The following is a 23,614-nucleotide window of genomic DNA, read 5'->3' as shown; positions in this document are numbered from 1 at the left end:
GTACGCACCTTAGTATGTGCTTATGTCCCAAAATTCTTTTGAACCCGATCAGCCGCCGTTTTGTGATCAGCCCCATTGTTACATCCCGACAGAGCACTGTGATGACGGCGGTGATCGTTGGTGCGTCACCAAGGGCTTTGAGGACTACATCAAGTGGCTCGAGATAGGCCGAAAGGCCCCGCGCCAATATACGAAGGTCAGTAGGGAGTTCATCGCCAAAATTCGTTGGCTTAACAGGCCCGGTAGTTGTCTTGACGAGTCAGATAATGTGGGACTTTCGGACTCGGCGCTGGGCGAAAATGGGGATCATCGCATTCCTGTTGGGGATAAGGTCGATCCAGCGCAATTGCCTGGGGATGTGAGCTTGGTTTGGATGGGAGAGCTATATAGCCAGCATGACAATCCGGCGTCGGCACACCGAATTTACTTCAGTGATGTCTCCGATCTAGACGGAAAGCCTCGCAACCGGGTTATTGTGTGTGGTGGTGGCACGAAAAATCGGGTAAGACGAGGCCGACAGACGAAGGATATCGCGGATGCCATGGTTTCGGTCACGCGGTTTGCGGCCGATGAAAAGAGTCAGGTCAGACCGCCCAGCCCCACTATGTATTTTAGTTAGGCAATTTGGCTACAATGCCAATAGGTTAAGCTATATGTTGACTTGCTTGGGTTGGAGATGAATGTAGAAGTGGAAAACATACTCGATCAGCTGTATGAAGCGGACAAGGCTGGCATTGATCAACAGGAAGTTTTTATTGAACTTATCCATAGTATGCGGACCTTGCGTAAGGAGCGTGGCTTGTCACAAGAAGTGGTGGGCGAGCGTATGGGGGGATTGTCCAAGGCGAGAGTGAGCCAAATTGAATCCATCAATCCTGTGCCTAACTTGCAGCTTCAAACTTTGGCGGACTATGCGGAGGCGATAGAAGGTTTCGTGAGTATCGTCGTTTATAAGCGTGACTCATATCCGACCATCATGCAGGAGCGTGCCCGGCGAGCGCAGTACGATGCGGGAGGGACCACCTACGATGTTGAATTTGTCAGCGAAGATGATGAGCTCGCGCTTGAGTTTGAAGACTACGTCACTGCAGATCCACAATCAGCACAGGGGTGATTTGGGTGGTCCAAAATATTTATGAACTGTCGAACAGGTTCTTCAGCCACGCGACTTTTAATACGCCTGCAGCGGCAGTGTTTTCAGCGCCGAACAGACCTGACCCTAATGGGAAGGCTCCATTGAGTCTTGGAGCGCAATTCCCGACGCTCAAGGAGGCAAACTCGCAAGATTTCGTCAAGATTCAGTTAAATCTTGCTTTAAATGAACCGACGAAGGTGTACTACACCGTTCAGGCTGAAGGCGTATGGGAGAAACGAGAGGATAGTCCCCAATTCGATTTGGGTACATGGGAAACGTTTGTCTGTGATATCGCCCTTCCACAGCTCTTCGCTGTTTGTAAATATGAACAGGTGGCGTTGACTCGTAGTCGCCAACTGATGCATGCCCGCTTTTCACTCGAGACTGAAAGTCGCTTTGTAGGCGATATTAGGCAGCGCCTTCGTAGTGAAAACGCCTAATAATCCCTCCTCCTGTGACGTTAAGGAGACGACGCGTGGCGTGAATTATGTGCTGCGTTGGCCGTGGAGCGTGGCGTTGGGGCAATTGGTTGGAAGGGGTTTGTCCGGGATTGAGCTTTCAAGCCTTATAGTCAGCGACGCGCTGGGGAAGCGCTGCGAGTTTCTGTCGGCCTGTCTCAGCGCCAAGTTGTATCAACCATTAGAACGCCCCTATCTAGGGGGTTGACGCTGTGCTGGAATACTTCCAGCGGATACTTGAGCTGATCTTTGTTCGAGAAAACTCCGGGAAGAACTCGTGCTAGAGGCTGCAGACAAGGTGTCGGAAGTGGGGGATCGTCGTGTATGCCGTGTGCGCTACGTTTGCGTGTCGATGAAGTGCGCGGGGGTTTCATTTCTTTCGAGATAGGAGAAATTCTGATCGCTTCTCTTGTGTCTAAATCTTGAAAGCCGAAAGGAACTGGGGTGTTATCACTCAATTCTTAAAGTGCTTTAACTGGATGAAAAGGCGAAGGGCTTTAGGGGGCGAAGGGTCGTATCGGTGCAGCGTGGCTGGGTGGGGATGAAATTCGCGCTGAATGTAGATGGAATAGGGCAGCTTTCTCGTGGGGAGAGAATTTCTGGGACGGCGCATTCCTGGCGATATTGTTTAGTTTCGGAAAAGGTCTGTGCGTTGGCCTGAAGAGGCACGGACATGGCTTTCTGGACACTCAGACCCTCGGGAAGAAGGAAGAAACATATGCGAACAAGCTACTCGGCTCGTCGTGGCACTTCGATTGCTGCTGCGGCGTTGTCCTTTGCGCTGGTGGCACCGTTGACGCAGCCAGTTGCGTTTGCGCAGGACGCACCAGCGGCGGTTGCTGGTGCTCAGCAGCCCGCGAATCAAGAGGAAGCGAATGCCGCAGATCCGTACGGGGCGATCTATTCGCCAGGGATTAGTGGTTCGAAGCACACGATCAGCGGCACAGCAATGGTGTTTGACCAGCTTCCAGGTAGCTCCTGGGGCCCGAGCTTGCCTGAATACGGTACGGCGCTTCCAGCTGCGAATTCGGGAACTGGCGCGAACTTCAAAGGTGCTACTGTCTACGCACAGTGGTTCGAGAAGCCTAACAAGTCGGTGACGGGTGGTGAGCCCAACGTCGCTTCGCCTATCTATAAAACGACAGTCAACGAGGATGGCACGTTCGCGATTAACATGCGTCCGTACCTGGACCCGACTGGGCAGTACCGCGAGTTCTGGGCACAGTACGCCTTCACAGCAGGAATGCGCGGACAGCGTATCAAGATTTGGGTTGATGGCTACGACCGCAGCGAGTTCCGTTCCGTGCGCGGCTACGGTGAGCGCGTGATGCCGGATGGGACCGTCATCGATACCACGGGTGGTGTCTATTGGAATACGCCGACTGGGTACGTGTCCAGCGCGCACCAGCTGTTCGTCCGCAAGTCGAAGGCCGAGGAGATGCTTGGCGCAGAGTCCGGCTGGCGTGAGGTCTCGGAGCAGGAAAAGAAGTTGCCGTGGTCGAATGGTGGGGCCATTACAGGTAAGGCGTATTGGAACATGAACCAGGGGTTGGGTCGGCAAGCCCAGAAGAGCCTTGCCGACCCTGCCGGCGACCGTAAGGTGAAGGGGCTGAAGGTTGTCGGCGCGTACCTCTCCGACAAGGCAGTGAACGCGATTACCAAATACGCTGAGGAGAATCGTGGCTCCGAGTTCCAGGATCACAGGCTTCGCGGTGCGGGCTGGGATATCCAGGACGAGACGAAGCTCCAAGCGTGGATCCGCGACCAGATTAAGCAAAACCCTGACTGGATCGCAGAAAAGGTCACGACGACGACGGACGGTAACGGCGAATACCGCCTGCAGTTCAAGGGAACGTACGGCATCTTGCCGAACCGCGCCGGCTACGTTCCGGAGGACCTGGCAGGCACCGTCGCGAAGGATGCCACCGACGGCACGTTCACGGCGAACACTGCGTACCTCTATGCGGACGCGAAGCATGTGAACTGGGACTGGATGTACGTGGAGGCTCCCGACCTGCCAGAGGGGACGTCCAACATGGGCGCTTGGCGTGGAAACGTGTGGCAGGGGTTGACGTCCACAAACTGGGGCGTGTCGAACCTTGCGACGTCTGAACCGGCTGATCAGTTCGACATGCGTGGTATCCAAGCAGTACTGCGGACTGGTAATTACAACATTTCGTCGTGGGACATGGTGCTGTTCCCGAACCGAATCAACTTCGAAGTTGCTAAGTACGACTCAAAGACGAAGTTTGCTCGGAAGGGTGACTCAACGTACGCACAGACCGCAAGCTTGCCAGCAGCGGATATGAACGCGTTGTACGAGGTTGAATGGAAGGACTCGAACGGCAAGGTCTTGCAGGTGTGCAAGGGCGCTGATTCATCGGGCAAGCTGCTGCCGAGTGGTGAGGGCAACGGCATTACAGCGTCTTCTGCCGGGACGCTGCCGGACTGTCCCGTGACTGTTCCAGAGGACCTTAAAGAAAAGACAATCTATACGGCGACGCTGTATGGCTTGGATGAGAACGGCGCACGTATCCCGCTGGGGTCTGACTCATTTACCGCGGTTGTTGGTATCGCGGCAGAGGTCGGGCCGGAGTATGAAGAAACTCCTGCGCGGATTGGTGAGGAGACCTCGTCGAAACCTGCGAAGTTTGTGGACCTGGAAACCGGCGAGCCAGTCCCTTCCGATGATAAGCGTTTGGAGGGTGCGACATTCGAGGTCATCGGCGATGCCATCCCAGAGGGATGGGCCGTGGCCGTTGACCCGAAGACGGGTGTTGTCACATTTACGGCTGGCCCGAACGGACGTGACGGCCATGCGCTCAAGCCTGGTGATATTGAAGAAATCCCCGTCCGGGTCACGTATTCCGATGGTACGACGAACGGCGCGATTGCGCCTGTGCGCATTGCAGGTGAACGCGACGACGTTGAGCCAGCCTACGATGAGCAGCGTGCGGTTCCAGGAACACCCGCTTCGGCAGACCCGAAGTTCTTCGCCCAGCAGCTTGACGGAACCGTCACGGAGACCGCCGTTGAGCGTCCTGAGGGTGCTTCGTTCAAGAAGGACCCGGACTTTGAAACTCCGGCCGGGTACACGGTTGATGTGGACCTCGAGACCGGAAAGGTCACGGTGACTGCTCCGGAGAAGCCTGCCGATGATACTGCTGAGGTTGTCACGGTGCCCGTCGTTGTCACCTACAAGGATGGCACAGAAGACACCGTTGAGGCGGTGTTCAAGCTTGACACTGATGGCGACGGCACGCCGGACGTCGACGACGCGGATGACGATGGTGACGGCGTCGACGACGCGGATGAGGAGAAGGCCGGCACGAAATCGAAGGATGCAAACTCTGCGCCGTCGAGTATCGAAGATATTGACGACGCCACCGTTACCGTCCGCGAACCCATTACTCCGATCGCAGTGGTGGTGGAGAAGCTACCAACTGGTGGTTCCGTTGAGGTCACGGGGCTGCCGGATGGCCTGAAGTACAACAAGGAGACGGGCCAGATTGAGGGTACGCCGACAACGCCGACGCCGAAGGATGAGCCTGCTGAGGTGACCGTGAAGGTCCTGGGCAAGAATGGCGAGCCGGTCGTCGATAAGGATGGCAAGCCGGTTGAGAAGGTCTTTAAGATCACGGTGCAAAGCCAGGCGGACAAGTATGCTCCGCAGGGCCAGGACCAGGAGGTCGCGAAGAACTCTGAGCCGAAGTCCGAGGATTCGATCGCGAACAAGGACGAGCTTCCGGAGGGCACCAAGTACGCTTGGAAGGAAGCTCCGAAGACCGACACTTCTGGTGATAAGAAGGCTGTGGTCGTTGTGACCTACCCGGATGGCACCACCGATGAGGTGCCGGTGACGGTGAAGGTCGCTAAGGATCAGGCCGAGCTGAATGATCCGCAGGGCAAGGACCAGACGGTGGAGACCGGCAAGAAGCCGGAGCCGAAGGACAGTGTCAAGGACGCGGACAAGCTGCCGAAGGGCACGACGTTCAAGTACAAGGAAGATCCGGACACCTCTACTGCTGGTGACAAGCCGGTCACCGTCATCGTGACCTACCCGGACGGTTCTACCGACGACGTGCAAGCCACCGTGAAGGTGGAGGATCCGAAGACGGAAGAGCCGGAGCCGCAGCCGGAGCAGCCGAAGAAGTCCGACGCCGACACCTACGAGCCGCAGGTCCAGGACAAGACCGTCACGCCGAACGAGGTGCCGGAGGCCAAGGACCACGTGACCAACGTCGACGAGCTTCCGTCAGGCACGACCTTCGAGTACGAGCAGGCTCCGGATACCTCAACTGAGGGCGACAAGCCGGTGACGATCGTCGTCACTTACCCGGATGGCACCACCGACGAGGTCAACGCCAACGTCAAGGTGCAGAAGAACGCGACCGATGCCGACAAGAACGACCCGCAGGGCCAGAACCAGAAGGTCAAGACTGGTGGTACCCCGGACGCGAAGGGCAACATCAAGGACGCGGACAAACTGCCAAAGGGCACGACGTTTACGTACAAGGAGACCCCGGATACCTCGAAGCCGGGCGTCTACGACGTCACTGTTGTTGTGACCTACCCGGACGGCTCCACCGACGAGGTGCAGGCGACCATCACTGTCGGTACCGACGCGGAGCGTTTCGTGCCGGAGTACGACAAGGTGACGGGCGTTCCGGTTGATGGCGAGAAGAACACCAATGACCCGTTCGGCACCAAGGCGCCGGTGAAGGGCGCTGAGGCGAAAAAGCCTGAGGGCGCCGACAAGTGGGTGTTCACCCCGCAGGACAACGGCGTGCTCACAGCGAAGGCGCCGTCGATGAAGGACGTCTCCGACGAGTTCAAGGCGAAGCTGCCGGAGCTCAAGAGCACTGACGTCGAGAAGCGTTGGGACAAGTTCTTTGCAACCTTTAAGCCGTTCGCCCGTCCGTCTGTTGATGTGGACTTCACCTACGAGGACGACTCGACGAACAGCGCGACCGCCAACTTCGACCTAATCGGCAAGGATGGCAAGTCGCTGCTGGATCCGAATGGCGACTTCGATGGTGACGGCGTCACGAATGAAGCCGAGATCAAGGCCGGCTCCGACCCGGCGAACGACGGCGAGAAGCCAGACACCACCGCGCCGACGGTGAACCCGATTACGGCTGGCGACACGAAGATTTCCGGTAAGGGTGATCGCTCGAACGAGACGATCATCGTCACGCTGCCGAATGGCAAGGAACTTGAGGCCACGACCGACGCGAACGGCAACTGGTCCGTGAACCTGCCAAAGGGTGTTGAGCTCAAGCAGGGCGACAAGATCAACGTGAGGGACGGCGTTGGCAACAAGGCGCAGACCGTCACGGTTGCTGGCAAGGTCAACGCTGGCGCCTGTGCAGCGACTGCTGTGGGCTTCGGTCTGCCGCTGATCGCACTGCTGCCGCTGGGCCTGGCTTCCCAGATCCAGATCCCGGTGCTGAGTGACCTCGCTGGACAGGTTGAGGCACAGCTACAGGCTGCGAACACCCGTATCCAGCAGCAGGCTGGCATCTTCAACCCGGAAATGGCACGTCAGGCGGAGCGCATCAACGCACAGCTGCGCACCGTCGGTGCGGACCTCGGCATGGTTGTCGCTGGCATCGCACTGATCGCCGCTGGCGTCCTGGCCGGCACGTTCATTTACGACGCCTGCAAGCCCGGCGGCCCAAGCTCCTCTGTCAAAGACCTGGAGCTGAAGGGGTCCTCCGGTAAGACGACGAAGTTGTCGTCGGAAGGTGAGTAGGTCTGCTCAGCCTTCGGAGGCAAACACTCTGGCAAGGTGGCCCTCCACGGGAGAGTCACTGCACCCAAACAGGGGTCTACTTTCCATGAAGGTGGAGTAAATCTTCACTAAGAGTTTCATGCCTGTTGCCCGCTACGTACACCGTAGTGGGCAACAGGCGCTTTATGGGCCAAACATGGGGATGAATGGAATGGCCATTTGGTGACATGTGGCCGTAATCACTAATGGACTGGTCCCAACAGTGAGTGCGGGGGGGGGGCGTACTTAGATATACCTATTGGTAGCGATGCGTAATTTTAAGGTATCTGTGGGCCGAAAATAGGCGCTCGCGAGCGCTGTGACCTGGATAGTTAGAGTTTTCTTGTGTGGAGTCTGGATTTGTCCTGGATTGGTACAATTCCACCTGTCGTGACTTTTGTTGACCCCTGTCTGCCTTTTGTATGAAGGTTTGGCTGACGTACTCGTCAGCGAGCGAAAGTCACAGTGCTTTGACCATTTGGAAGGAATCTTTATGCGAAGCTCAAATAAAGCTCGTCGCGGTACGTCGATCGCCGCAGCGGCATTGTCTATGGCAATTGCAGGTTCATTTGTTCATGCAGTGGCGGCCCCCGCGCCGTTGGCAGCAGTGGCGCAAGCTCAAAGTCCTCAAGATTCTGCAGTGCGGGATTTTGGTGCTGGAGCAGTTGGGGCTGACGCGATTGCTAATGGCTACATCACTAACTCCACCGGCATGACGAATGCGAAGTCGACGCTGTCTGGGCGTGCATTCATTGACGATGGTGGAGCGTTTGAGACGACTGCGGGAAATCAGCAGCCTGTACCTGAAGGTACGACCGTGTATATGCAATGGATTGATACAGATGGTGCGGTGTCTCCGGTGTATTCCGCGCGGACTACCAACAAACTAAGCTCTAATTCGACGTCACAGGCGGGGCCAGGCGCCTACGCTTTCGATTTGCGTGAACCATGGGTCGATGTCCATGGGAAGGAACACACATACACTGCAAGCAGTGGCCAGTACTACAAGTTGTGGATTAATCCGTTTGTGGATGAACGCAATAACCAGACGGTATTCATGTTCCGCCAGGCGGGTGGTTTCTACCCTGGTGTCTTTAGAAACTCGGCTGGCGCGAGCCAGCAAGGTGCGTTTAATACTATTGGTACGAATATGCAGCGCACCGCGATCTTCATGCAGAACAAGACGCAGACTTCTGATGCGGTTACTTACATGCACAAGCCGAAGTCGGAGTGGATTCTTGACGAAGAGCCAACACTGGGTTCCCAGGCGGGGAACCCTGCAATGAAGAACCACGTTGGTGGGCGTGTGTGGCTTGAAACTCGCGATGTTCGTATTGATGGGCCCGATATGACCGGCAGTGACGTTCCTGCCGCTGGCTATTTCGTGGTCATGAGTGTGCTCACTCCATTGGGTGTCGGCCAGTATGCAGCGAGAGTGGAAACGCTTCCGGTGGCTCAGCAGCAAGCGGCAGCAAAGAAATTGTTGGAAGAGCACCCTGAGTACATTGCTGCGACAGTGAAGTCGAAAATCGGCGATGACGGCTACTACTCGGTGAAGTTCCCGGATGGCACACTGACCAACAAGACCAAGTATTACCTATTCGGCCATGTGGAAACCGCGGACGGTGCGCCTACCACTGGTTATAATGGGTGGCGGTTGCCACTCTTCCAGAGTCCGACGGTTTATGGCACCTTGAATCCGAACCCAATTGCCGCGCAAAATCTAGCTGCAAACCCGATGTGGTACAACGTGAACTTCGCCATCATGCCTACGCACAATGTCACGTTGGATATCACCAACTATGACATGACCACTAACCCGGCGAATGTCATACCAGGCGTGAAGATGGATAAACCAACCTTGAATGTTGGGGGACCGTTCCCCGTCACGCCTAACAAGATTGTGTGGAAGAAGAACGGAACTGTCATCAAAACCTGTGGGGGCATTGAGACCGAACAGCAGGCTAACGGATGTCAAATTGACTTGCCTGAAGACGCAAAGGATCGCGATGTTTTCACCGCAGAGTTTGTCACTGGTGATGATACGGTTCTTGCTGCAGATTCGTTCATCGTAATCAACCGCTCGTTCGAGCCGGGGTCGGTAGGTGACGAATACAACCACAAGATCAAGGGAACCGTTCCGGAAGGCGTTACTGCAAAGTACAGTGCCGAGAGCCTCCCAGACGGATTGACGTTGGGTGAGGATGGAACGCTGTCGGGCAAACCTACCAAGGCTGGTACTTTCCCCGTCAAGGTGACGGAGACCCTGACTAAGGGAGAAAAGTCCAATCCTCTGACGTATACGATTCCAGTGACCATCACTGATGCTCCACTGCCGGACGGGGCTTTGAATGAAAAGTATGGCCCGGTAGATGTTGCAAAGACCATTGAGGGACTGCCAGAGGGCGTTTCCCCAATTAACATCAAGGTCTCGAACTTGCCTGAAGGTCTGACCTTTGACGAGAATACGGGGATCATTTCTGGTACTCCGACTAAGGCCACACCCGTCGACGTGCTTGAAAACGTCACTGTTACCTATGATTGGCAGCGGTCAAAGGTTGATCCCCAAGGCAAGCCGATCAATGAAACTCTCCGCACAGGGCACACAGACAAAGTCACGTTGAAGGTGATTCAGGAGACGGATACCTTCACCCCTGAATACGAAGATGGGGCAGGTATTCCTGGAGCCAAGGTAGAGGTACCGAATCCAGGATTTAAGGATACGGACAACAAGAATGTTGACGCGCCGGATGGTGTGAGCTTTGAGCTGAAGCCGGGGTCAGCCCCTGAGTACACAGATAGTACCGGTGCTAAAAAGCCACTGCCGACAGAAAACCTATCGGTGGAAAAGGGCACTGGTAAGGTCACCGTCACGATTCCAGAGGATGCAAAGAAAGAGACGGCCTTTGATGTCCCGGTTAAGGTGACGTACAAGGACGGATCCGCTGATGATGTTTCCGTTAAAATCATTGTCAACGTTCCGCAGACTGATAGCTTGTCCCCTTCGTATGAGGGCAAGTTGGTGGTTCCTGGTAAGGAGACGAAGTCTTCCCCGACGTTTACTGGTCAGGATGCGAAGGCTCCTGCGGGTTCGGAGTTCGCGATTGCGGATGGCTTTACGGCTCCTGAGGGCTACGTTGTTGTGATTGATCCGTCGACTGGTGAGATTACGGTGACGTTCCCGGATACGTCCAAGTTGAACAAGGACACCAAGGAAGTCTTTGATGTTCCGGTTGTGGTGACGTATCCGGATAAGTCCACGGATGACGTCAACGCGAATTTCAAGCTGGATACCGATGGTGATGGCACGCCGGATGTTGATGATGATGATGACGATAACGATGGTGTGAAGGATAAGGACGAGGATCAGACGAATCCGAAGGATCCGAATTCTGTGCCGTCGTCGATTGGCAAGATTGCTGATCAGTCGGGTGTGGTTGGTAAGGCGATCACGCCTGTTGATGTGAAGGTCACTAATCTTCCGGCTGGTGGCAAGGTTGTTGTTGATGGTCTGCCTGAGGGTCTGAGTTATGACTCTGCGAAGAAGCAGATTGTGGGTACTCCGAAGAAGGCTACTGACAAGCCTGTGACCGTGAAGGTTGCTGTGCTGGGTAAGGATGGCCAGCCTGTCAAGGGTGTTGATGGTAAGCCTGTGGAGACGAGCTTTACCTTTGAGGTGAAGTCTGTTGCCGATACGGTGGTGCCTTCGTATGAGGGCAAGTTGGTGGTTCCTGGTACGCCGGTGGAGTCTGCGCCGAAGTTTACTGGTCAGGACGCGAAGGCTCCTGCGGGTTCGGAGTTCGCGATTGCGGATGGCTTTACGGCTCCTGAGGGCTACGTTGTTGTGATTGATCCGTCGACTGGTGAGATTACGGTGACGTTCCCGGATACGTCCAAGTTGAACAAGGACACCAAGGAAGTCTTTGATGTTCCGGTTGTGGTGACGTATCCGGATAAGTCCACGGATGACGTCAACGCGAATTTCAAGCTGGATACTGATGGTGATGGCACGCCGGATGTTGATGATGATGACGACGACAACGATGGCATCCTTGATAAGGAAGAGCTCGAGAAGGGTTCGAACCCGAAGGACAAGGGTTCACGCCCATGGGCCAAGCTGGACGGCAGCATCACCATCCCGAACCCGCTGGTGAACCAGGACAAGAAGGTCGTGGTTGAGGGCCAGAAGACTGACCCGTTTGACACGGCGAAGAATGTGCCGGCTGGTGGCAAGGTGGGCGTCGATAAGCTGCCTGGTGGCCTGAGCGTTGATCCTGAAACTGGCAAGGTCACCGGAACCCCAGACAAGCTGGGCGACTGGGGCAAGGATGAGGAAGAGCGTGACGTTGAAGTCACGGTCACCATCACTGCCAAGGATAAGGAGGACGTCGAGGGCACGAAGGTAATCACGGTTCAGCGTGACTCCGATGGCGACGGCATCCCGGATGTCACTGACCCGGATGACGATAACGACGGCATCCCTGACGAGGACGAGAAGAACGCTGGTACGGATCCGAAGGACCCGAACTCGGCGCCGTCGACGATCGGGAAGATTGAGGACCAGTCGGGTGTGGTTGGTAAGAAGATCACGCCTGTTGATGTGAAGGTGACCAACGTTCCGACCGAGGGCAAGGTCACTGTTGATGGTCTGCCTGAGGGCGTGGAGTACGACCCGGCGACCGGCACAATTACTGGTACCCCGCAGAAGGACGGCACGTTCACCGTGACCGTGGCTGTGCTGGGTAAGGATGGCAAGCCGGTCAAGGGTGCTGATGGCCAGGAAGTGAAGCAGAGCTTTACTTTCACGGTTGCCCCGAAGCCGGAGGTCACCCCTGCTGAGAACACCAACGTACCGGCGGACAACACGCCGCATGTTGTGGGCACGGTTGAGAATAAGCAGGGTGATGAGAAGGGCAAGCTTGTCGACGGCAACGGCGACGAGATCCCAGGCTCCACCGTTGAGATCGGCGAGGACGGCACCATCAAGGTGACGGTGCCTGAGGGTACTGATCCGAAGGCCGCCAAGGTCGTTATCACCAACAGTGGCGACGAAACCGTCGGCGAGATCAACGTGACGATCGTGGATCCGCGCGAGGATGCTGCGAAGTACACCCCGAACTACGGTGATCGCAAGAATGTTGAGGCTGGCAAGGTCGAGGTAGTCGATCCGTTCGAGGGTCAGGCCGGCGTCCCAGTGAAGGATGCTGTGGGTACGCCTTCTGAGGGTGCCGACGACTGGTCCTTCGAGACTGGCAAGGATAGTGGCGTCGTAACGGCGGAGGCTCCGAGCTACGAGAAGGTCGGCGAGCGGATCGCCGCTGAGCTGCCGAACATCAACAGCAGCTGGGCGAAGTTCAAGGAGATCTTCACTCCTTATGTTCGCCCAACGGTGAGCGTGAACTTCGAGTACAACGACGGCTCGAAGAACGCTGCTACCGCAGGCTTCGAACTGGTTGGCAAGGACGGCAAGTCCCTGCTCAACCCGAAGGGCGACTTCGACGGTGACGGTATTTCCAACGAGGACGAGATCAAGGGCGGTTCCAACCCGGCCAACGGCGACGAGGTGCCTGACACCGAGGCGCCGAAGGTGAACCCGGTCAAGCCTGGCGATACGACGATCTCCGGTACGGACGACCGTAAGAACTCGAGGATCTTCGTCACCATCCCGGGCGTCGAGAAGCCGGTTGAGACCGACACCGACGAGAACGGTAACTGGTCTGTCAACGTTCCGGGCGATGTTCAGCTCAACCACGGCGACAAGATCACCGTGAAGGACAAGGCCGGGAATGGCACAACAGTCACGGTCAAGGACACCACCAATCCTGAGATCTTCCCAGTCAACCCAGGCGACACGGAGATCAAGGGCAAGGGCGACCGTCCGGGCGAAGACATCACGGTTACCCTCCCGGGCAACAAGGTTGTCAAGACGAAGACCGACGCGAACGGCAACTGGACGGTGAAGGTCCCGTCGGACGTCCAACTGCTGCCGGGTCAGGACATCTTCGCCAAGGATGGTGCTGGTCTCGAGGCGAAGACGAAGGTGGGTATTGACCAGAACAAGTGCATTGCCTCCGCAATGGGCTTCGGTCTGCCGCTGATTGCACTGCTGCCACTGGGTCTGGCTACGCAAGTACAGATCCCAGTGCTCAGCGACCTGGCAGCACAAGTCAATGCGCAGCTGAAGGACGTGAACACACGAATCCAGCAACAGATCGGCGTGTTTGACCCGCAACTGGCAGTTCAAGCTGAGCGCATCAACGACCAACTGGGCAAGGTCGGTGCCGACCTTGGCATGGTTGCCGCAGCGATCGCGCTGATCGCCGCAGGCGTCCTGGCCGGAACGCTCGTCTACAGCAACTGCAACCCGAACGGCCCACTCTCCTCGGTCGAGGACCTGGAGATTAAAGGCTCGTCTGGCAAGAAGCTGAAGCTCTCCTCAAATGATGAGGGCCAGCCAGCGAAACCTTCCAAGGCTGAAACGTCGAAGAAGTAACGTGGCGAACCGTGGCCCCTGCACCCCCGTGTAGGGGGCGGGTTGCATAACGCCCGGCTAATACTCAGTTAAGAATTTTAAAGCTGTTGCCCGTCACACTGTGTGTGGCGGGCAACAGCTTTTTTCTCTGCGTTGAAATGGGTCTCAATAGGCTGGGGAAAGCTACAAGTGTTGTTTAGTGTGTAGGGCTTGGTGGTGGCAGTTTTTGCGGGAGGGGGGGGATGAGTATGTGTACCAAATCGTAGTCAAGGCGTGCCGAAAGGTCTGTATAGTGACGGAAAAGTGACGTTTGTAAAGCTGTGACCAGGAAAATTAGAAATCTGCTGTGCGGAACCTTCGGTCTTTATAGATTGATACAATTTATAACGAATGGCTTTTAGCGCGTGAACTGAAAGTCAATTTGCTTGCATCTATGGAAGGAATTTCTATGCGAAACTCATATAAGGCGCGCCGAGGCACCTCTATTGCCGCGGCAGCGTTGTCGTTTGCGTTGGTAGCACCGACGGTTCAGGCAGCTGTAGTACCGCAGGCTGGTCCGGCTGCGCATGCTGAAACGTCGGGAACTGTTGTGGTCACCCCGCCGACAGACCCAACAAAGCTGATTGAAGCGGACGGCATCGCGAATGGCTACGTCACGAACAGGACCGGAATGACGAACGCTTTCGCAACGCTGTCGGGTCTTATTGGTCTCAAAGAGACGACTGGGTCGTCGTCCTTGAAGGGGACCATGGGTATCAACGACGCCACGATTTACATGCAGTTCAAGGACCGCGACGGCACGATTTCCCCGATCTTTACCACGAAGTCACACCAGCTCGGTGACGATTCAGGTAACTATGTCTTTGATCTTCGCGCTCGGGACGGGGAGGGCAATGTACTTTCCCATCCGGATAGTGAAGTGCCGGGTGGTGAGTACTCCTTCGTCGATGTGAACGGTAAGCCGCACCTCTTCCGCGCCGTTAGGGGACAGGAGTACCGTATTTGGGTTGATTCCCCGTTGAAGAACGAGGAAACCGGTAATAACCTGGCCTATGTGCGCCAGGCGGGTGGCGGTGTCCCGGGTGCGTGGGCACCTGTCACGCAGGGTACCGCAAACGGAGCGTTCTACCTCGAGGCTAACAATATGCAGCGAACCGGCATTTTCTTGGAAGAGCGTGCTCCGAGCGCTGAGGCGAACTCCTACATGGTGAGCCCGAACTTCTCCATGGACAATGAGGGCTGGCACAAGCCTACAGGAACGGAGGCGCCACGTTATTCCTACTACGGAAATGTTTGGAAAGATGCGCAAGGCGGTCCAGACCGTAACGAGATCGGTCCGCTGTACCAGTGGGATGGCGATCAGCCGATGGAAGGGGCTAAGGTCTATGCCTCTGTTCTTTCCGATGAAGGTATTGCGGAGTACAAGCGACTGGCCATTGGCGACAAACCATACCGTGAGCAGGCTGCTGCGACCAAGAGCATGATTGAAAACATGCGTGCGAACGGCAAGGAGCCAATCCTGAAGACCGTTGGTGCTGAAACCGATGCGGAAGGCCGTTACACCATCCGTATGGGTGAGGATGTCGGCGACCGCATGAACGACTACACCTACCTTTGGGCTGAGAAGGACGGCAAGGTCCTGAACTCCTTCAGTGGCTTCCCGACCCCTGTGTTCCAGAAGGTCAATGGTAATGCAGGTGAGAACCCGAACTGGGGCGGCAATATCGGTATCCCTAGCTTCATCGGTAACCGTTGGTATAATATTAACTTCGCTGAGGTCCAAGCCGACATCGCGACCTTGGATATCGTAAATTACGATTCCTACCTCAACCCGGCGGATCTTCCAGAAGGCATCAACAACCTCGAGCCTGCGAAGATTAAGTTGACGGGTGCACTGCCGTTCTCTGGTGACAACAAGATCGTTTGGAATGGTCCGGACGGTAAGCAGATCGGTAAAGACTGCCCAGTCAACACCCTGGCAGACGCTGGGAAGTGTGCCTTGGCTCCCGCGGACTTTGCAACTCCAGGTACTTACGTAGCGCAACTGGTCAACGCTTACGGCGTCGTGATTGCTCAGGACTCCTTCATTGCTGTTGACAAGGTTCGCCAGAATGGTGAATTTGAGCCGAAGTACAAGGATACTGAGGCGAAGGTGGGAGAGACCACGACGGTGGAAGCACCAAAGGATAAGGATGGTAAGCAGCTTCCCGATGGCACTTCGTTCAATCAGGTCACACAGCTGACTGATCCGAATGGCAAGCAGATTGATACACCTGACTGGGTCACGGTGGCGCCGGACGGAAAGATTGAGGTCACGCCACCTGAGGATGCAGAGGTCGGCGAGTACACCATTCCGGTCTTGGTGACGTATCCGGATGGGTCTCGTGAGACGATTACCGCAAAGGTTACGGTCAAGGGGGAGACTCCTGTTCCGACGAATCCTGATTGGGATGGTGCTTCTACCACGCCGGGTAAGGATGTGACTGTTCCGAAGAAGGATGGTTCCGGTGAGGTTCCGGCTGGTGCAACCGTTGAGACAGGGTCCTGGTACTGCTGAGATCTTGCCGAACGGTGATATCAAGGTCACTCCGTCTAAGGATGCGAAGCCGGGTGACAAGATCACAGTTGTTGTCAAGGATAAGGATGGCAACGTGATCGACACCATTGAGGTTGAGATCAAGGATCCGGATGCTACGCCTCCGGCGCCGTCGATTAACACGGACGGTGCTAACTCCACGGTTCCGGCTAACGGTGGCGAACACACCGTTGGCAAGATCGAGAACCCGAAGGGTGATGAGAAGGGCAAGCTTGTCGATAAGGACGGCAATGAGATCCCAGGATCGAAGGTCGAGATTGGTAAGGACGGCAACGTTAAGGTGACGGTGCCGGAAGGTACTGATCCGCAGGATGCCAAGGTCATCATCACCGACGGCACAGGCAAGAACCCGATCGGTGAGATCGACGTCAAGATCGTGAACCCGAACTACGGCGATCCGACCAAGGTCGAGGCTGGCAAGACCGAGTCCTCGAACAACCCGTTCGGCAAGGACGGCAAGGCACCAGTTGAGAAGGCCACGGGTACGCCGTCCAACGGCTCTGAAGACTGGGCGTTCGGTCCGAAGGATGGGGACGTCGTTAAGCCTGGTAAGGATGGCGTCGTTACGGCGACGGCTCCGAGCTACAAGACGGTCAACGAGAAGATCTCCGAGAAGCTCCCGGAGATCAAGAGCCACGAGGCTGGCAAGCGTTGGGACGAGTTCGTGAAGCAATTCGAGTCCTTCGTGAAGCCGAAGGTCGAGGTTGAGTTCACGTACGACGGTGGCTCGAAAGACACGGCGACCGCCGGGTTCGACCTCGTTGGCAAGGACGGCAAGTCCCTGCTGGATCCGGAAGGCGACTTCGACGGCGACGGCAAGACCAACGAACAGGAGGTCAAGGAAGGCACGCACCCAGCCGACAGTGACACCACGCCGCCGACGATCAACAAGATCGAGCCGGGCGCGAAGGTCATTGAAGGCAAGGGCGACCGTCCGGGCGAGGACATTACGGTGACGATTCCTGGCAAGGATGGCAAGGTTATCGAGATCCCGGCCACGACCGATAAGGACGGCAAGTGGAAGGTTGAGGTTCCGGCTGGTGTTGACCTGAAGACTGGCGACACCATTACCGCAACTGATGGTGCTGGTAACAAGGCTGAAGCAAGGGTCTCGATTGATACCGGTAAGTGTGTGGCGTCTGCTGTGGGCTTCGGTCTGCCGCTGATTGCGCTGCTGCCGCTGGGTCTGGCTTCTCAGATTCAGATTCCGGTGCTCAGCGATTTGGCTGGGCAGGTTGATGCGCAGCTGAAGGCTGTGAACACTCGTATCCAGCAGCAGGCTGGTGTCTTCAACCCGGAGATGGCACGCCAGATTGAGCAGATCAATGCCCAGCTGCGCACTGTTGGTGCGGACCTCGGTATGGTTGCCGCGGGTATCGTGCTGATCGCAGCCGGCATCCTGGCTGGTACGGTCATCTACGACAACTGCAACCCGGGTGGCCCAAAGTCCTCTGTGAAGGACCTGGAGCTGCAGGGTTCCTCCGGCAGCAAGGTGAAACTGTCCTCTGGTGAGAAGGGCGATGCAGGCAAGAAGCCAACGCCGGCTAAGCCGAAGGGGGACAAGTAAGCGAGGTAACGCTACGGCGACGGACTCCCCCCAAGAGGGGGACTGTCCACCGTAAGCCTTTCCTAAACTTACTGTAAGAAAACAGAAAAGTTGCCATTCGTTACGTTAAGAGTAGCGGGTGGCAACTTTTTTGTTTCAATAACTGTTAGCGAGTGTTTTACATTTGCACTTTAAGAGTGTTCGCTTGTCTAAAACGCGGGGGGGGGGGTAATTGTTCAACAGAGCTACTTAATAGTATCGAGAGTGAAGTCTAAGGACTTCTTTTGTCCCTTGCTTACGATGTGTAGCTTCCTTGGCGGGGGGTTATAAGGCAGATTCGTGAAATTTCCGCACTCCTCAACGGTTGATACAATTTCCTGCAGGTGACCACTATCTGACTACTGCCCGTCCGCGCGACCTCGAGTTTTGCGGGGATTTCGCGGATTCAGGGTGTACGGCGTGGTTACGATGACTAGACCAATGGAAGGAATGTTTATGCGAAGTCAATTCAAGGCTCGTCGTGGAACTTCGATCGCTGCTGCAGCACTGTCCTTTGCGCTCGTTGCGCCACTTGCGCAGCCGGTAGCGTTTGCGCAGGACAAGCCTGCTGCCGTTGTTGGTGCGGAAGCTCCTGCTGATGCGCAAGCTAACGCGATGAACGATAGTGCCGATCCTTACGGCGCGATCTACTCCCCGGGTGTAATAAGGGGCAAGAAAACAGTTTCGGGTACCGCAATGGTTTACGACCAGTACCCGGGCACGTCGGACCCTACAACTGGCAGTGCAGGAGGGCAGTCCGCAGGTTACGGAAAGGCGTTGCCAGCAGCTGGTTCGGGAATCGGCGAGAATTTCAAGGGCGCGACTGTATACGCGCAATGGTTTGAAAAGCCGAGCCCCGGAACCTCTGGGGACAACCCAGCAGTTGCCTCTCCAATCTACAAGACCACGGTCGATGAGAATGGTGAGTTCGCAATCAACATGCGCCCATTCATCGACTCTGAAGGCAATTACCGTGAGTTTTATGGCCAGTACAACATCGCTGCGGGCGGTCGAGGCCAGAAAGTAAAGATCTGGGTTGATGGGTATGACCGCAATGAGTATGAAATGCTCGTTGGCTATGGTGCGCGCCCAGCGCCGGATGGTACGGTCACGGACCTTAGCCTTAGCGCCGACTGGCGTTCGGGCGGGCTTGATCAGAACGTTTTCAACGTTCACCAGCTGTTTGTGAAGCGCTCCAACGCTGAAAAGATGCTCGGTGATGAGTCCCAGTGGCATAAGATGACCGACGTTGAGAAGGCTGCCAATGGCAAGGACGGTGGTTCTCTCTATGGCAAGGCGTATTGGAACTACAACACTGGCACAACGAGCACTTTTGTGAAATCTATGGCCAGTGCATCTGGTGATCGTCGTGTCGAGGGGATGAAGGTAGTAGCCGCCTACCTTTCGGATGCGGCCATACGTGAGATCCAAAAGCACGTCGAGGAAAATAAGGGCACGCTGTACCAGAATCACAGCTTGCGTGGCACGAGCTGGGATGTTAATGATGAGCTGAAGCTACAGGAATGGATTAACGAGCAGATTGCACAGCATCCGGATTGGATCGCTGAGCGTGTCGTTACTGAAACTGACGGTAACGGTGATTACTTGGTGCAGTTCAAGGGTACGTATGGCATCGGCCCGAATAAGCCTGGCAAGGTAGCCCCTGAGCTTGCAGGCACGGTTGCCGCCGAATTCTCCGATGGTTACTTCTCCCAAAACCAGGCTTCACTTCGCGGAGACGTGAAGCACGTCAACTGGGACTGGATGTTTGTAGACACGCCGGACTTGCCTCACGGTGTGTCGAATATGGGTGCGTGGCGCGGCAATGTTTGGCAGGGCCTGACTGCAGCTGCCTGGGGTGTTAGCAACATCGCTACTGCTGCTGCCGCAGACCAATTCGACATGCGTGCTACACAGGCTGTCCTACTGAATGCGAACTATAACCTGAGCTCGTGGGACATGGTCCTCATGCCGAACAAGATCAACTTTGCGGTGGATAAATATGATTCGTTGACGAACTTTGCTCGACCAGGCGATTCTACCCACGCGTTTACGCAGGGGTTGCCTGCTTTCGAATCGGGCGCCCTATACCAGGTCGAGTGGACCGATCAAGACGGCAACGTGATTAACACGTGCAAGGCGGTTGACGCAGAAGGCAACCTGGTTGACAAGGAAGACTCGCTGGGCATGCCAGCGAAGTCGGATGGTTCGTTGCCGAATTGTGAAATTACGGTTCCGAAGGACCTTGACAAGATGATGACGTACACGGCGACGCTGTATGGCATCGATGCCGATGGAAACCGCAAGCGCCTTGCAGCGGACTCTTTCACAGCGCTGGTGAAGACTGCATCTGAGGTAACTCCTGAGTACGACCCTACTTTCGCTGAAATCGGCAAGGAGACACCTACTGGCAAGCCACACTTCACTGATTCGAAGACAGGTGAGCCGATTGACCCGTCGGATGAGCGCCTCCAGGGGGCAGAGTACCAACTGCACAAGAGTGCCTTGCCAGATGGATGGACGGCGGAGATTGATTCGGCGACTGGCGTGATTACAGTCACTCCTGGCCCGAACGGCATCGACGGCGAAGAGCTGAAGCCAGGGGACAAAGTCAACTTGCCAGTTCGCGTGAAGTATGCCGACGGCTCCACAAACGGTGTTTACGCGCCGATCGTGATTGGCAAGCAAGCTGACTTTTTTGATCCGAAATATGAGGAAGGCAAGGGGAAGCCTGGCGAGAATGCCACGGTTCCTGCTCCGAAGTTCACGGACAAAAATGGTAAGGAAGTGACGCCTCCTGCAGGCACGAAGTTCACTCCTGGTGAGAACGCACCTGACGGTGTGGAGGTTGATAAAGAGACCGGTAAGATCACGGTTCCTGTTCCTGAGGACAAGAAGCCTGGGGACAAGATCACGGTTCCTGTTGAGGTGACCTACCCGGATGGTTCGAAGGACAACGTCGACGTTACGGTGACGGTTGAGGAGCCTGCTCCGTCGATTGTTCCGGGTACCGCAACTGACGTGGTTCCGGCTGATAACAAGCCGAAGTCGCTTGATGACAAGGTGAAGAACCCGACTGAGGGTATGACGGGTGAGGTCCTGGATAAGGACGGTAATCCGATTGAGGATGCCAAGGTTGAGGTTGATCCGAACACTGGTGAGATCAAGGTGACGGTGCCGGAGGGTACGAAGCCTCAGGATGGCAAGGTTGTTGTTAAGGACAAGGGCGGCAACAAGGTCGGCGAGATCGACATTAAGATCATTGAGCCTGCTCCGTCGATTGTTCCGGGTACCGCAACTGACGTGGTTCCGGCTGATAACAAGCCGAAGTCGCTTGATGACAAGGTGAAGAACCCGACTGAGGGTATGACGGGTGAGGTCCTGGATAAGGACGGTAATCCGATTGAGGATGCCAAGGTTGAGGTTGATCCGAACACTGGTGAGATCAAGGTGACGGTGCCGGAGGGTACGAAGCCTCAGGATGGCAAGGTTGTTGTTAAGGACAAGGGCGGCAACAAGGTCGGCGAGATCGACATTAAGATCGTTGACCCGCGCTCCGATGCTGCGAAGTTTGTCCCGAACTACGGCGATGCCACGAAGGTTGAGGCTGGTAAGACTGAGCAGTCGAAGAAGCCGTTTGGTGAAGCTGATGCGCCTGTGAAGGCTGCGAAGAGCACGCCGTCTGAAGGCTCGGAGGACTGGAAGTTTGAGACTTCGCAGACGGATGGTGTTGTGACGGCGACTTCGCCGACCTACGAGAAGGTTGGCGAGAAGATTGCTGAGAAGATGCCTGAGCTGCAGAAGACGCCGAAGAAGCAGCGTTGGGATCAGTTCGTGAAGGAGTTCACTCCGTTTGTGAAGCCGGACGTCTCTGTTGAGTTTGAGTACGAGGATGGTACGTCGAACTCTGCCAAGGCTGGTTTCGATCTGGTTGGTAAGGATGGTAAGTCCTTGCTGGATCCGGACGGTGACTTTGATGGTGACGGTAAGAAGAACCGCGAGGAGATCGAGAAGGGATCTAACCCTGCCGATGAAACCTCCACGCCGGATGAGACCGCTCCGACCATTGACAATGTGACGGAGGGCGACAAGCAGGTCAAGGGTAAGGACGATCGTCCGAACTCGAGTGTCACGGTTGAGTTCCCGGATGGCACGAAGAAGACGGTGCCTACCGATGAGAACGGTAACTGGACTGTTGATGTTCCGGCTGGTATGGAGCTGAAGCCTGGTGGCAAGATCAAGGTCACCGATGAGGCAGGTAACCCGTCGACGGCTGAGGTTCAGCCGAAGCCGAAGGACGGCGAAGGTGAAGACCAGAAGACCCCAGGTGACAAACCTGCACCGGCTCCTGGTGACAGCCTGGACTCCCTGGACTTTAAGTACCCAGCCGAGACGAATGTCAAGCCTGGCACGAAGGGTGAGGCTACCCCGTCCTTCACCAAGGACGGCAAGGACTACACGCCAAAGGGCATCAACGCACAGGACCCGAAGGCTGAGGGTGCTACCGACTGGCAGTTCGGCACGAATGGCCCAGTCGTGACCGGCCAGGCACCGTCCATGGACCAGTTGACGAAGCAGTTCACTGGCAAGTACGGCCAGCCGGATGATGCTCGCCGTAAGCTGACCTTCGAGCAGTTCACGAAGGACTTCGGCAACGTGGCAAACCCACTGGCGAAGTTCGGCGTCACCGATGGTAAGACCACCAAGCCGGGCGAGGCACAGTTCCGCCTGGTTGGTCAGGACGGCAAGTCCATCTTGGATCCGAGCGGTGACTTCGACGGTGACGGTGTTCCAAACGGCAAGGAAATCGAAAAGGGCCTCAACCCGTTCGATCCGAAGGAAAACGGTTTCGACGCTGGCCGCTGTGCCGCATCCGCTGTGGGCTTCGGTCTGCCGCTGATCGCGCTGCTGCCATTGGGGCTGGCTTCCCAGATTCAAATCCCGGTTCTGAGCGACGTCGCTGCACAGGTTGATGCTCAGCTGAAGGCTGTGAACACTCGTATCCAGCAGCAGGCTGGCATCTTCAACCCGGAGATGGCTGCCCAGGCGGAGCGTATCAACGCTCAGCTGCGCACCGTTGGTGCGGACCTCGGTATGGTTGCCGCGGGGATCGTGCTGATCGCTGCTGGCATCCTGGCTGGCACGGTCATCTACGACAACTGCAAGCCAGGTGGCCCAAGCTCCTCTGTGAAGGACCTGGAGCTGCAGGGTTCCTCCGGCAGCAAGGTGAAGCTGTCCTCTGGTGAAAAGGGCGAAAAGGCCACGAAGCCAATGAAGGAAGCTCCATCCACCAAGTAAGCACTCGCACCCTCGATGTCTCCCCCTTGTCGGGGGGAGACTGAGCGCTAAACACCTGCTGAATGGCAGCTGAGAGTGGCAAAGCCGCCGCCCGCCGAATATGGCGGGTGGCGGCTTTTGTGTTGCTGGAAGCGTGCGGCGGTTTCTGGGCCTGGATGTGGGCATCGGTCCACGTAGGGGGATAGTTCTTGTACGGGGTGGTCTAGCGCCGTCGGCTGAATATTGTGCCGATAAGGGTTTACTAGGGATTCTTAGGTTATTGCGTGCGGGGGGGGGGGGGGTAGTAATCCTCGCCAA

The 23,614-nt window shown here is 56.3% G+C and carries 8 protein-coding genes; all 8 read left to right on the top strand.

All coding sequences use genetic code 11. The annotated features are described in order from the left end of the window. The first annotated feature begins 22 nt into the window (after positions 1-22). The 8 genes from BJP08_RS06725 (at position 23) to BJP08_RS06690 (ending at position 23,317) form a co-directional block, all read left to right on the top strand. Entirely contained in the window at positions 23-619 is a 597-nt protein-coding gene (locus BJP08_RS06725; protein ID WP_071568873.1) for a hypothetical protein, read from the top strand. Positions 620-676: 57 nt separating this feature from the next. Further along, positions 677-1,114, top strand: a complete 438-nt coding sequence (locus BJP08_RS06720; protein ID WP_071568872.1) for a helix-turn-helix domain-containing protein — start codon at positions 677-679, stop codon at positions 1,112-1,114. Positions 1,115-1,119: 5 nt separating this feature from the next. Beyond that, complete coding sequence (locus BJP08_RS06715; protein ID WP_143110040.1) at positions 1,120-1,575, top strand: hypothetical protein; 456 nt, start codon at positions 1,120-1,122, stop codon at positions 1,573-1,575. Positions 1,576-2,311: 736 nt separating this feature from the next. After that, positions 2,312-7,348, top strand: a complete 5,037-nt coding sequence (locus tag BJP08_RS06710; RefSeq protein ID WP_071568870.1) for a Rib/alpha-like domain-containing protein — start codon at positions 2,312-2,314, stop codon at positions 7,346-7,348. A gap of 511 nt (positions 7,349-7,859) precedes the next feature. Beyond that, positions 7,860-13,859, top strand: coding sequence for a YPDG domain-containing protein (locus tag BJP08_RS06705; protein ID WP_071568869.1), 6,000 nt, complete (start codon positions 7,860-7,862; stop codon positions 13,857-13,859). Positions 13,860-14,286: 427 nt separating this feature from the next. Further along, positions 14,287-16,395 carry a Rib/alpha-like domain-containing protein gene (locus BJP08_RS06700; protein ID WP_071568868.1) on the top strand — a complete coding sequence of 703 codons (2,109 nt, stop codon included), beginning with the start codon at positions 14,287-14,289 and terminating at the stop codon, positions 16,393-16,395. Further along, positions 16,361-18,001, top strand: coding sequence for a hypothetical protein (locus tag BJP08_RS06695; RefSeq protein ID WP_143110039.1), 1,641 nt, complete (start codon positions 16,361-16,363; stop codon positions 17,999-18,001). The genes BJP08_RS06700 and BJP08_RS06695 overlap by 35 nt, the downstream gene beginning before the upstream one ends. 474 nt (positions 18,002-18,475) lie before the next feature. Beyond that, complete coding sequence (locus BJP08_RS06690; protein WP_071568866.1) at positions 18,476-23,317, top strand: YPDG domain-containing protein; 4,842 nt, start codon at positions 18,476-18,478, stop codon at positions 23,315-23,317. Positions 23,318-23,614: the final 297 nt, after the last annotated feature.

The sequence above is a fragment of the Corynebacterium sp. NML140438 genome (assembly GCF_001875725.1).
Classification (GTDB): Bacteria; Actinomycetota; Actinomycetes; order Mycobacteriales; family Mycobacteriaceae; genus Corynebacterium.
The sequence above is the reverse complement of the archived record's forward strand: the minus strand, read 5'-3'. Positions and strand labels throughout refer to the sequence as shown.

Coding starts and splice junctions, on each gene's coding strand:
- BJP08_RS06725 (WP_071568873.1), top strand. CDS start 23: ATGTCCCAAAATTCTTTTGAACCCGATCAGCCGCCGTTTTGTGATCAG.
- BJP08_RS06720 (WP_071568872.1), top strand. CDS start 677: ATGAATGTAGAAGTGGAAAACATACTCGATCAGCTGTATGAAGCGGAC.
- BJP08_RS06710 (WP_071568870.1), top strand. CDS start 2,312: ATGCGAACAAGCTACTCGGCTCGTCGTGGCACTTCGATTGCTGCTGCG.
- BJP08_RS06705 (WP_071568869.1), top strand. CDS start 7,860: ATGCGAAGCTCAAATAAAGCTCGTCGCGGTACGTCGATCGCCGCAGCG.
- BJP08_RS06700 (WP_071568868.1), top strand. CDS start 14,287: ATGCGAAACTCATATAAGGCGCGCCGAGGCACCTCTATTGCCGCGGCA.
- BJP08_RS06690 (WP_071568866.1), top strand. CDS start 18,476: ATGCGAAGTCAATTCAAGGCTCGTCGTGGAACTTCGATCGCTGCTGCA.